Annotated in this window: 11 protein-coding genes and 1 tRNA gene; 4 read left to right on the top strand and 8 right to left on the bottom strand. The window is 45.2% G+C overall.

Going from position 1 to position 11,596, the window contains the following annotated elements; genetic code table 11:
- Nucleotides 1-77: 77 nt before the first annotated feature.
- Together IT291_07935 and IT291_07930 are read right to left on the bottom strand one after the other, a co-directional pair.
- Nucleotides 78-1,007, bottom strand: coding sequence for a hypothetical protein (locus IT291_07935; GenBank protein ID MCC6221152.1), 930 nt, complete (start codon nucleotides 1,005-1,007; stop codon nucleotides 78-80).
- A 139-nt stretch (nucleotides 1,008-1,146) separates the two neighbouring features.
- Nucleotides 1,147-2,802 carry a hypothetical protein gene (locus IT291_07930; protein MCC6221151.1) on the bottom strand — a complete coding sequence of 552 codons (1,656 nt, stop codon included), beginning with the start codon at nucleotides 2,800-2,802 and terminating at the stop codon, nucleotides 1,147-1,149.
- A 232-nt stretch (nucleotides 2,803-3,034) separates the two neighbouring features.
- On the opposite strand from IT291_07930, the gene IT291_07925 reads away from it, so the two are divergent.
- The 4 genes from IT291_07925 to holA all read left to right on the top strand — a co-directional run bounded on the left by IT291_07925 (nucleotide 3,035) and on the right by holA (nucleotide 5,190).
- Entirely contained in the window at nucleotides 3,035-3,520 is a 486-nt protein-coding gene (locus IT291_07925) for a YeeE/YedE family protein (GenBank protein ID MCC6221150.1), read from the top strand.
- A complete protein-coding gene (locus IT291_07920) occupies nucleotides 3,517-3,924 on the top strand; it encodes a YeeE/YedE family protein (GenBank protein MCC6221149.1) in 408 nt (135 codons plus the stop codon). The genes IT291_07925 and IT291_07920 overlap by 4 nt, the downstream gene beginning before the upstream one ends.
- A gap of 91 nt (nucleotides 3,925-4,015) precedes the next feature.
- A tRNA-Phe gene (locus IT291_07915) sits at nucleotides 4,016-4,088 on the top strand.
- Between the two features lie 13 nt (nucleotides 4,089-4,101).
- Nucleotides 4,102-5,190, top strand: a complete 1,089-nt coding sequence (holA, locus tag IT291_07910) for a DNA polymerase III subunit delta (protein MCC6221148.1) — start codon at nucleotides 4,102-4,104, stop codon at nucleotides 5,188-5,190.
- A 22-nt stretch (nucleotides 5,191-5,212) separates the two neighbouring features.
- Here the strand turns inward: holA and ettA are convergent, their stop codons facing one another.
- The 6 genes from ettA to IT291_07880 all read right to left on the bottom strand — a co-directional run bounded on the left by ettA (nucleotide 5,213) and on the right by IT291_07880 (nucleotide 11,332).
- Nucleotides 5,213-6,892, bottom strand: a complete 1,680-nt coding sequence (gene ettA / locus IT291_07905) for an energy-dependent translational throttle protein EttA (protein MCC6221147.1) — start codon at nucleotides 6,890-6,892, stop codon at nucleotides 5,213-5,215.
- A gap of 100 nt (nucleotides 6,893-6,992) precedes the next feature.
- Entirely contained in the window at nucleotides 6,993-7,952 is a 960-nt protein-coding gene (locus tag IT291_07900; protein MCC6221146.1) for an FAD:protein FMN transferase, read from the bottom strand.
- Nucleotides 7,945-8,469 (bottom strand): hypothetical protein, encoded by a 525-nt coding sequence (locus IT291_07895; GenBank protein MCC6221145.1) that lies wholly within the window; start codon nucleotides 8,467-8,469, stop codon nucleotides 7,945-7,947. The genes IT291_07900 and IT291_07895 overlap by 8 nt, the downstream gene beginning before the upstream one ends.
- Nucleotides 8,470-8,472: 3 nt before the next feature.
- Complete coding sequence (locus IT291_07890) at nucleotides 8,473-9,057, bottom strand: FMN-binding protein (protein MCC6221144.1); 585 nt, start codon at nucleotides 9,055-9,057, stop codon at nucleotides 8,473-8,475.
- Entirely contained in the window at nucleotides 9,047-10,396 is a 1,350-nt protein-coding gene (locus IT291_07885) for a hypothetical protein (GenBank protein ID MCC6221143.1), read from the bottom strand. The genes IT291_07890 and IT291_07885 overlap by 11 nt, the downstream gene beginning before the upstream one ends.
- A 120-nt stretch (nucleotides 10,397-10,516) precedes the next feature.
- The gene (locus IT291_07880; protein ID MCC6221142.1) at nucleotides 10,517-11,332 is read right to left on the bottom strand and encodes a prohibitin family protein; all 816 of its coding nucleotides are present in this window, start codon (nucleotides 11,330-11,332) and stop codon (nucleotides 10,517-10,519) included.
- Between the last annotated feature and the right edge of the window lie 264 nt (nucleotides 11,333-11,596).

Below are 11,596 nucleotides of genomic sequence, written 5' to 3'. Positions count from 1 at the left end.
AATGTTTTTTTGAATCACCCCAGCACGATTTAAGAGCCTCATTCAAGCAGGAACGGACGCTTACTGGATTTAGCATTCTATAGAGGAAAGCATTTACATCCGCTAACGAAACCATCAGCACAATGAACACTCCCGTCACCAGGGCAGTGCGCAACGCCACCATGGCTTGAACAGCATCCTCGTAAATCGCACTGCTCACATCGGTCGGTTGGTGGAGGTAGGATCGTGGTGCTAGTTGTGGACGTGGTAGTTGTGGCAGCTGTTGTAGTTGTTGTAGAAGTGGTTGTGGTGGTTGTCGCAACGCATGTTGTGGTTGCTGTAAACTGATCAAAGTGAAGAGATGAAGGCGAAGTAACCCCGCGAAAAGTGAGTGTATAAACATCGGGACGTCTAACGTAGGTTCTTGTTATGAGGCCATTTCGGTCACTTTGTACAAGCACCGTCCCGTAGGTATTTGGTGGAGTGGGGAGCTGGAATCTTTTGGATTGGCCAGGATCAAGTTTATTCCCCTTGTCGCTACATACTTCAGCTCCTGCATAGTCTAGCACCCCAATATTCCAAAGAATTGTCTGAGGCGAGGAATTGTAAGCTTCAAATTCTGCAACGTGCTGAATAAAACTGTTAAACTCAGAGAACTGATCGGTACCTGGCGACATCACCAACGGTGCTGCATAGGCATACTCTAGACCGCCTAGCGTATTAAGCTTATAGAAAAGTGAAGATGCACTAATATAGCTTGACCCACCTTCAACCTCTGATGCTGCAAGGGACTCTAGCGGGACTAGAGTTGAGGCGATGTAGTGAAACGTCCCTAAGGGAGGAACGCCTAAGCTTGTATTTGTAGCGCTAATGCCCGCCTCGTCGTTAATTTTTAGGGCGACAGACGCCGATTCCGAGGTTGATACATTGTTAAGCTCAACAATGCTTATTTCGCCGTGTTTGCTGGAAACGTCACCGGAAATTCTCGAGATTACTCGATACCGCAGCCACTTTTTACAACGGGACAACCTAGCTACCAACGCTAAACGATCACAGCAAGTTTTGAGGAGGTTCGATGATCGCTGATAACGACTGGGAGCAATTGTGGTGTCAGCTAGAACAAGAAGGTAATATCGGTCTTGAGTTTGTAATCAATCCAAAAGAGCCTTAGAACATGGCGTCGTAGTAGCAGGACTCGCAGTAAATCCTCTTATTATTCCTTTGGTCGTAGATTGTCTCGATTGCAGCTCCGCACTTGTCGCAAGACCTAGGAACTAACGAATCGAGGTTAAAGAAACTAGCGCGCTGCTGTAGCCTAACCATGGGTGCAACTCGCGGTAATGCAAGCTTATGCTTTCTGTGAAACTCAAGCTCTTGCTTAACCACGCGATAGAGCTTGCCACTGATCCGACATTTCAACGTCTCGTCGAGAATGCTGTCTCTTGTATCTATAATATGATCTGGCAACTCTGCGCTGGCCGGCCTTTCGTCCGCTTTGTCGACATTCCAACGAAAGCCCCGAGAAATAGCAGTCTCTGCTACAAGCGGGAAAAATTCCTGCGCCTCGCTATGATTGTAATAATATGGCGAAAGGCCATGCGGGAAGAACAAGCCGTATTCGCCTGTTGCCCGCATGTGATTCTTAATGCGAACAACCATGTCGAAATAATCTTTTTTTGAATACTGCTTATTCAAGATGCAGTAGGCATTTCTCTTAAGTCCAACACAGCCGAAACAATTGTTTGAGTTGTATCGCACAACACAACAGTATTCTAGGTCATGCGTTCCAGTCCAGCAATCCGCACAAAACTTAAGGTTATAGGAGTTATCGCCGCAGCTAACAGAGTTATAAATGAGCTCTGAGCCGTTGCCCCAGAAAGCAAAAAAGAACGAGGCCCTGGCATTATCTATAAAAATAGAGTGCTCTAAATCTTGGGAATTGCTAGTGAGATAGCATGCTAAACAATTCTTAGTGTTGTTTAGGTAGTTACCGCTCGAGTTTTCGTTGTTTTTGCCAAAATAGTATTTGTAAAAGCTTCGCTCGCTAAGTCTCTCGAACTCATGGTGTTCGTCAGTTAGAACACGGTAGCTACCCAGATCTATCTTCGCAACCCGTCTACAGTAATCATCCTTAGTGAGCTGCTGGTTATATAAGCAATACTGCTTGTGATGTAGGTTGGTGCAGCCATGGCAATTCTGGCAACCTACGCAATTAAGCAAAAACGCAGAGTCGCGACAATTCGCGCAGTGCTTTGAAAATTTAAGATTGTATCCATTCTGAATATCCTCACACTCGTAAATTAATTCTGAGTCAGCTACAAAAATAGAGTTAAGAACATCGCGGCATCTCAATAATGTCTTAGAGAACATACAATTTTCATTTGCCGTGGATGCGAAGAGGAGGTAACAGTTCTTGGCGCTAGTTATCCCCTGTGTATAGTCGCTGTTCTCCATAGTGGAGCGGTTTACCGCCAAATTAGGCAGTGGAACTTCGCGGAGCAACTCGTAATATTGCTCAAAAAACGGCCTATTAAAATCGTAATTGCGCCCATAGCTAAGCGCATCCCATTTGTCCGATTCCCAGATATCCACGTCGTAAACATTAAACCCACTTTCCGGAGCGATACCAGATAGCATAGGGGTGTTAGTGTAGTTACATCTAGCATGATATAAATGCATGCGGTTGCGAAAAATGAGCATATTTCGCAGTCGTTCGGTTGGACAAGTAGTGGGTAAAGGAATAGATTGCTCGCGACAATAGGTCTCTTCTGCATCAGTGATGCAAAACTCATTGCCGCTTAGTTTGCATTTTTCTTGCCTCACGAATTTGCTCCAAACTTATGGGCGAATAATAAATAACTCTTTGAGAAACTACTGTTTTTCAATTAAATATGCTCGCGATCGCTAAAAACGCCTTTATACTCTGAGAGATAAAAGGCTTGACAGCCTTGGATGTGTTTTCCAACAAGCACATCATAGTATAAATAAATATGTTTTTACAAAAAAAGTCGACCCATAATTTAACTAAACGCACGAAAGTATTTGGGGTTATCCTATGAACTACCTATTTAACACTTGGCCCTGGTACATATCTGGCCCGCTAATTGGCTTAACGGTTTCGTTATTGCTAATTGGAGGGGGTAAAATGTTTGGCATCTCTAGTTCTCTAAGGCATTTTTGCGCGATGGCATTGCCCAACACGAGAATTGAATTTCTGCGATATAATTGGAAAGCAGAAATTTGGAATATCATGTTCGTTTTGGGAATTGTCATAGGGTCGTTTCTCGCTAGCGCCTTTTTAAGTAGCTCAGCACCAAGTCTATTGCCTCCGCATTACCACTCAGTCTCGGGCGCTATTAAGCTCCTACTTGGTGGCTTTTTGGTTGGTTTTGGCGCGCGATATGCAGGTGGCTGCACTTCCGGTCATGCCATTATGGGTCTTTCCGATTTACAACCCTCAAGTCTCGTAGCGGTCATTTGCTTCTTTCTCGGAGGATTTCTCATGCTTGGCATTTTTCAGATTGCAGGAGTCGCGTTATGAGCCAGATAAAATTTATAATAATGGGAATCTATTTTGGCATCTTGCTCATTAAGTCCGATGTCGCTTCCTGGTTTCGCATTCAAAAAATGTTTCACTTTGAAGAAGCACATATGTACTTAGTAATTTGCTCTGCTGTTGCTGTGGGCATGCTATCGGTATTCCTTATAAAGAAATTCAAGGTAAGAACGATAAACCATCAGGACATAGTAATAAGCCCAAAAAAATTCCACCGAGGAAACATAATCGGAGGATTGCTGTTTGGCATGGGCTGGATCATCACGGGTTCCTGCCCTGGCCCTATTTTTGCGCAAATTGGGGCAGGAGAGTTCATGGCAGCGTTTACACTAATCGGCGCGCTGCTAGGGACGCTATCCTATAGTTATTTAAAGCCTAAAATTGGATAATATTACTCGTAATTAAATGCCAGTGGCACAACTCTTTATAGGGCATTTGACTGATGACATAAAAAGTGAGATTAGACTCTGATTCTACGGCGCCCAGGTAGCTCAGTCGGTAGAGCAGCGGACTGAAAATCCGCGTGTCGGCGGTTCAATTCCGTCCCTGGGCAAATATTTGGCATTATGAATCCCGCTCCCCAAGTTACTAATTGCGCAAAAAAAATATCTAGCGATAAATTTCTCTCGCTTCTAAAATCCACCCAAAATCTCTCCGACTCAAGTGCTCTAAAGCGGCTGGAAAATGCCGGTATCGTTTCGCCATTAATATTTCTAGGCGGAGAAGATTTGCGCATCAAACGCCTAACTGATTGGATCTGCACTAAGCTTTTTGGCAACGATTCTCAGGTTCAAAGAATCTCTGCCGAGCAAATTACCTCTAATAAAAACGTCGAGCCGCTAATCGAATCTCTAAGAAGCCCCTCGCTGTTTTGCGACGAAGACATAATTGTCATTTCTAATGCAGAACAAATTAAAGCTAATATTGCCAAGCCGCTAGCTGAAGCAATTCTAAAGCGCTTAACTTCAACTTTTGTCGTTGTTGTCACCGCATCGCTTAATCAAAAAACACCTCTCCCTTACTATCTGAGCAAAGCTTCGGGCACTTTAGTGGAATTTAGCGAACTAAAGGGGCAGCGTTTAATCGACTGGATAACAAAAGAGGCCCTTAGACATAACGAGACTTTTGGCATCGCCCCCGATGCGGCTTTACTGATTAGTCAATGCTATGGAAATGATTTGTGGATCATTTCCCATGAACTAGAAAAGTTATCGCTTTCTTTGGATAAAAAAGAGACTATTAGCCTTGCTATGGTGGAGGAATCCTTGCTACAGGGACCAGAGCGCACAAGTTTTGAACTAATTACGCAAATTGCCAAAAAACACCTTACCGCAAGCATTGACTTAACTCACGCTCTCATGAACCAGGGCCTGCATCCATTACAGATATCCGCCTTTTTAAGTCGCGCCTTTAGAACTCTCATTGCCATAAAGGAAAATGAGACGAAACATCTTAGCATTTGCCAAACACTCTCAAACCCCTGGTTTATGCGTAACATTCAAGCAAACTTAAGCGCCTTTTCCTTTGCAGAACTAGTAAACTCGCTAAAAATTATTAGCGATCTCGATTTTCGCCTAAAAAGCACAGGCCTTCCCGACGAGCTTCTGACTAGTTTAGCGATAAAGCGACTTACTTTAAGGGAAACGCAGTTATAGCTAAGAACAAGCCTGCAAAATTTTAGCGCTTAATGCTGGCATACCGAATTCTATGCGGCACATCAGCTTCCTTGCCGAGGCGCTTTCTCCTATCTTCCTCATATTCGCTAAAATTTCCATCAAACCAACACACTGTACTATCGCCCTCAAAAGCCAATATGTGAGTAGCGACGCGATCGAGGAACCATCGGTCGTGACTAATAACCACGGCACAGCCCGGAAAGTTCTCAAGCGCCTCCTCAAGAGCCCTTAAAGTATTTACATCTAAATCGTTAGTAGGCTCGTCCAGTAAAATGACATTGGCATTCTGCTGAAAAAGAAGGGCAAGCTGGACGCGATTGCGCTCGCCTCCTGAAAGGTCACCTATCTTTTTTTGCTGATCCGAACCTTCAAAATTAAAGCGCGCAACAAATGCCCTAGAGTTTATTTCCTTAGCTCCAAGCTTAATATTTTCCGCACCACCTGAGATTACATCCCATACGTTTTTTTCGGGATCCAGTGCGGCCCTAGATTGTTCCATGTACCCAAGCTTAACCGTCTCCCCTACGACGAACTCGCCGCTATCGGGCTTTTCCTGCCCGCATATTAACTTAAAAAGTGTGGTCTTTCCCGCTCCATTGGGACCGATTACCCCGACAATTCCTCCCGGCGGAAGTACAAAGTTTAAGTCTCCAAAAAGCAGCTTATCTCCGTAGGCCTTGGAAACGCCCTTAGCATTGATGACGATCTCGCCCAGTCTGGGGCCCTTGGGAAAAGATAGCTGTAAGTCATCGCGGAGCTTTTCACTTTCCTCAGAAAGCAGCTTATCGTATGAGTTAATGCGCGCTTTTCCCTTGGCATGCCGCGCCTTGGGCGACATGCGAATCCACTCAAGCTCGCGCTCCAAAAGCTTAATTCGCTTATCTTCTGCTTTCTTTTCTTGCGCCAGTCGAATCTGCTTTTGTTCCAGCCACGAAGAGTAGTTTCCCTTGTAGGGGATGCCGTGGCCACGGTCTAGTTCTAAAATCCAGCCGGCAACATTATCGAGAAAATATCTATCGTGGGTTACTGCAATAATGGTTCCCTTATAGTCTCTTAAGTGCGCCTCTAACCATCTAACCGATTCCGCATCGAGGTGGTTTGTTGGCTCATCTAGCAGCAAAATATCGGGTTCTTGAATTAAGAGCCTACAAAGTGCCACGCGGCGGCGCTCCCCTCCGGAAAGCGTGCTTACAAGCCGTTCGGCCGGCGGGCAGCGCAAAGCCTCCATCGCAAAATTTAACTTATCGTCTAAATTCCAGGCATCTATTGCCTCAAGCTGCTCCATTAGCTTAGCTTGTTTCTCGCAAACCTTTTCCATCTCCTCGGCTGAAAGGTCAGTTTCAAACTTGGCGCTAAGTGCCTCAAACTGAGCGAGTAGCTTTACCGTCTCATGCGCTCCCTGCCTAACGACTTCACCTACGGTTAATTTGTCATCAAGAGCTGGCTCCTGTTCTAAGTAGCCTACGCTATAGCCATCAGAAAGATGCGCGCTTCCCTCAAAATCCTTCTCTACTCCCGCCATAATCCTTAAGAGCGTGCTCTTGCCAGAACCGTTTAAACCAAGCACCCCAATTTTTGCCCCATAGAAATAGGACAAAGAAATGTCCTTTATAACTTGCCTCTTGGGCGGATAGGTCTTATTGACCCGCATCATGGTATAGATGACTTTCGTATCGTTCATATTTTTTTAAACAACTTAACTTAATTATTAAATAAAAGAAGTCTTGGTATACCAGAAAAAAAGCTGAAATAATATAACAAACCTTTTTGACAAACACTACCTAGGCTACATGGCAAATCTTAAACGGCGGCAGACTTTGCAAATTATCGCCCAAAAAGCCTGGGCGAATAACCAGGTAGGTGCTAAGAATTTCCGCATCCACCGCCGAACGCGTTGTTAGGGCTATCTCGCGTTTGCTACTAAACGGCAATCCTGTAAGCGGATCGAAAATGTGTCCGTATTGCTTTTGTCCAATGCTAAACGATTGTCCAAAAGATGAAGAAGCAGAAAGCGCACAGTCCCTAACCGCTAGCGTGCCTATGGGAGCAGCACCAGGAAATTGTAGTAGCACTTCCCAATTTTCTGACATGCTTGGCACTCCATGGGCATATATAGTGCTGTGGCCGAAATTCACAAACGCAGATTCGATGTCAAAACGCTTGAACAACGATGCGATGCGATCTACCGCCAAGCCCTTGCCAATTCCACCAGTTTCGATAGAAGCACCTCGCTCGGCAAGTAAGGCCCTTCCATCTCCATCCATTTCTAAACAGTCGCATCCAACTAATGACTTTACTCGCTGTATTTCCTTTTCGTCTGGGAGGAACTGATTAACCGCACCTCTTCGCCAAAGCTCTATAAGGGGCCGCACCGAAATATCAAATGCGCGATCGGTAAGCAAAAAAAATCGCTTTCCAATAACTAGAAGCTCTTCTGTTTCTTTTGAAATCCTGAGGGATTCCTTTCCGCTCAAACTATTAAGCCTACTAATTTCGCTTTCTGAATAAAAATTGCTTAACAGTAGCTCCAAACGAGCCACCAAACTAAAGGCCGCATCGAAAAATTCTCGCGCAGCCTTGGCGCTATTATGGCAAATCGCTATGTCTAACAAAGTTCCCATAGCATGGCGAACCTCGCGAAACTGCCTTTTTGCCTCTTGCACTTTGGCAAACGCGCCAAGAGGAGTAAGCACGACACCAGCCAACGAAATAATTCCCTTGCAAACCGCGCGCCTATGCATTGGCCTTCCTCTTGGGGGAGCCATTACTTAAATAGTCGCTGGGGCTTCGCGAGACAAGGGCATAGAAAGCCAAACCAATCATAAGCGCCAAGGAAAACTGTAGGCATAAAAAACTAATTATTTTTAGATAAGCAAAACATGGATGAATAAACCTAATGAGCCATCCAGATGCCTCATTTGACAATGCGCTGCTAAAACTAACGGTGATAAGCAATGCCTTCACTCTACCGCTAAAAGGGACAAAGAGCAGCAAATGAGTAAGCGTTAGCATGAGCACTCCCATAGCAAACAAGTGAATATGAGCCATCTCGAGAAGCCCGTGATAAGTCCTTGGCTGCAAAAATCGCTCTTCCGACCCTAGGTAATACCCAACCACCGAAGTATAGCTTAGGCCCATCTTCTGAAAAAATAATAACCAGTTTGTCCCCCAAAATAAGAGGATGTAAAAAAGAAAAAAGCAAACTATCAGTCGAAGTAAACTGTTAGATGTCCATTCACCGGTAACGATGGATCTCATAAGTTACTCCCTGGTTTTCTTCTCAATAACTGCAATCTGGAAAATGGCTAAGACCTTGCGAACACCTGAGGTGATAGCTCGCACACTTAAGGTCGAACCCAATATCCCAGCAATTTTCCTCCCCGGCCAAAGTTCCGGTGAAAGGCGCTCACCTCTAAACTGCTCATACCATCTAGCAGATGGAAGATGTTCCTGCGGCTCGTGAAAAGCAAGCACCGTAACTCGCTCAACCTCGCCTTCTGGGTTCATTACCACCATAAAAGTTTCTGGCAAGGTGCGAACTACATGCGTATCTATACAGGCATATCCAAGAAGTTGTCCGTCTTTTATGCCCTCATAAAAGGTGATGAGCTTTGAATCAATTTTAACCTTTGCCATCTTCTCCGCCCGTGCAAGTTCGTCCTCAGTCAAAATAAAGGTTTTCATCTCGACATTGTCAGCTTCGGGGAAAGCTAGCTCCAAAGCCTCGTCCTTGGCATAAAAGACCTCACTTGAAGCATCTGGGGCAAGAATAACGGCAATTGAAACAAGCAGTGCGCGGCCTACCAACCGAGCCGCGCACTGCTTGCAAAATCCCCTAAAAGGCATATCCCACTCCAAGCGCCAGTTCATCGGCGGGATCTTTATCTCCCTCGGAAGAAAAGTTGCGATAATCGAGCTTAATCACAGCATTGGTAACTGGCTTATATGATAAACCAACTGCTACTAACTGCCGATCGAGCGACTTATTCTTCGCAAACCCCTCAGCCACATCTTCCTGCAAACCCAAATCCTCAAATCGAACAAAAGGCGCTAGATATTGCGTTGTTCCTTCAACTATATGTGGCAACACATCATAGGCAGCCTCTACGTACCATCCACGCTGTTTGCCAGCTATGGCCTTGTCTACTTCTAAGCTTAGCACATCTACGTCATCTATGTCGCTCTGAGCAAATATGCCTCTAAGCTCTAGCTGGCGATAGCGATATTGTGCATGAGCCTCCCAAATCGACGTAAAGACATCAGGCGTCTCCCCTGCAAATTCCTCGTCCTGCCCAGAATGTCCCAACCACGCAGAACCGCCTACCATGAATCCAGCTAAGGCCGCGGGTCTATAATCTAGACGCCCAGTCCAAGCAAAATCCTCAGCTAGCGCCTGATTTCCTTTCTGACGACCATCTCTAACGCCACTGTCGCTAAAGCGGCTGGCGCGCAAACCATTTACCACATAGGTTCTATAGTCAAGTTCACTGCCAATAGTTCCAAAAGCTCCAGCACCCATTTCTCTCCACGTGCTAGGTATTATGCTCTGCTCTAATTCAGCTCTCCTCACACCATGAAAAAATGGTGGCTCATGAATTTCGTTGAGAAAGCCCATGGGGATTAAGACCATACCAGTGCGCAAGTTGAAGGCTTCATCGAGAAGAAAGTCGAGATAAGCAAACTCTACCGATACCTCTCCTTCTTTATCTCCCGAACTGTCGCCGATTCCTGAGGTCGTCCCATGTTCCACCTCCACTTCCGAATTAAACACCAGCCAGTCGTTAAACTTATAACCAGCGTAACCAACCAGCCTGAGCATATCGGCTTGATCTTTTTTCCCATTAGCATCGCTAACAAAGTTGCGGTAGGTCGCCTCGCCATATCCGCCAAGTGAAAGCCCCTGCTTGAGCTGATAAACTCCAGACGCGGCAGGGCCAAGGCCAAATTCGCTTTTCAGCTCCTTTCGTTCGGGAAGAACCTTGCTCAGTTTCGATCGCTCAACTTCCTCGGCAAGAGTTTCGGTCTTCTCATCGCTTTCCTTCTGCTCGCTCTCAAGCTCCGACAAACGGCGCTTTAATACTTCAATTTCCTCAAGAACATTTTTATCTGCTGCCAATGCTCCAGTGGAATCCAAGAGCGCGGCTAGAAAAACCACACCAGTGGCTATTTTGCTTAATCTCTTCATGCTTAAAACACTCCCATATCTACAATCTCTTGTTAAGGCGACCCGAATCGGCCGCGGGAGTGATATTTAGCTTAGGATTGCTTGATATGTCAAGCAATAGCTTGACATATCATTCGCCCTCTATTTCGCGCCTGATGCGGCTTGCCCTTGCGCGGCGACTGACCCTTGAGGCGTTGACCTAAAAAGTGGCATGTTGGCCTCAGTGGCAACATAAATTACATTGGGATTCTCGCTAAGGTTTTTTATCCATAAGTAGTTTAGATATTCAAGCGAAAGCGTCGAGCGCACGATTTGTTGCGCCTGGGCAGCACCCTCGGCGCGAACAACTTCTATTTCAGCATCTTTTTTTGCCTGTTGGAGCTCAAACTCTTTCTGAAGAGCTTTTTGCTCGGACTCTAACTTTCGTTCTATTGCGCTCCTAAAATTCGGCGGTAAAGCTAAATTGGTAACTAGCAATTCCTCGATCTGAATTCCCTGCTCCGACATAGCCTTTATGAGACTTTCTCTAACTTGTGTTGTGAGCATTTCCTGCTTCTTAATAAGCGATTCAATGCGCTCCTTACCGATAGCCTCTCTAAAACTATTAATAAGCGCTGGCTCTAAACGCGTTGTAATATAAGTTGATCCAACTTGTGTCCTTAAATCAATCACCCTCGTGGGGCGAAAAAGCAAGGAAACTTCAAGCCCTACTATTAAACCTTCGCTTGAGGGAATTTCAATTCTCGTAGTAAGCCGCTGCGTCTTGATATTCCAAACTTCAACCTCTCTAAAAAGCGGGACATTGGCGTAAACACCAGCGACCAGCGCGTCTTTGTTTATTTTACCAAAGCTCTTGCTAATACCCACAGTGCCGTCATCAACCACCACGCAACCGCTAAGAAGCACGCAAATGATGCCTATAAGAGTTAACGCACGCAACTTGCTTATTCCATTCATGAGGAGCCTCCGACTAAAATTTCTATTACGAAAAGAGAACATTATATGCGAAGTCATATACCAAACACTTGACTATTTCCCAAGATCCCCAGTGACTTTTTTTCAATCAATCGCTGCACTTAAGCATTCTCTCAAGAACTTTCTAAAGAAACATAAGAAAAAAGTCGAGAAATTAATAGTGAGTAATTCTTGCGAAATACCCGAATGCCTATATCCAGCACTCAGACTATTTGTAGATGAGTTCAATAGACATTTGCGCTATTT

Source organism: Deltaproteobacteria bacterium (assembly GCA_020845775.1).
Lineage (GTDB): Bacteria > Bdellovibrionota_C > UBA2361 > SZUA-149 > JADLFC01 > JADLFC01.
The sequence above is the reverse complement of the archived record's forward strand: the minus strand, read 5'-3'. Positions and strand labels throughout refer to the sequence as shown.

Coding starts and splice junctions, on each gene's coding strand:
- IT291_07895 (MCC6221145.1), bottom strand. CDS start 8,469: ATGAGATCCATCGTTACCGGTGAATGGACATCTAACAGTTTACTTCGA.
- IT291_07925 (MCC6221150.1), top strand. CDS start 3,035: ATGAACTACCTATTTAACACTTGGCCCTGGTACATATCTGGCCCGCTA.
- IT291_07890 (MCC6221144.1), bottom strand. CDS start 9,057: ATGCCTTTTAGGGGATTTTGCAAGCAGTGCGCGGCTCGGTTGGTAGGC.
- IT291_07920 (MCC6221149.1), top strand. CDS start 3,517: ATGAGCCAGATAAAATTTATAATAATGGGAATCTATTTTGGCATCTTG.
- IT291_07880 (MCC6221142.1), bottom strand. CDS start 11,332: ATGAATGGAATAAGCAAGTTGCGTGCGTTAACTCTTATAGGCATCATT.
- ettA (MCC6221147.1), bottom strand. CDS start 6,892: ATGAACGATACGAAAGTCATCTATACCATGATGCGGGTCAATAAGACC.
- holA (MCC6221148.1), top strand. CDS start 4,102: ATGAATCCCGCTCCCCAAGTTACTAATTGCGCAAAAAAAATATCTAGC.
- IT291_07900 (MCC6221146.1), bottom strand. CDS start 7,952: ATGCATAGGCGCGCGGTTTGCAAGGGAATTATTTCGTTGGCTGGTGTC.
- IT291_07885 (MCC6221143.1), bottom strand. CDS start 10,396: ATGAAGAGATTAAGCAAAATAGCCACTGGTGTGGTTTTTCTAGCCGCG.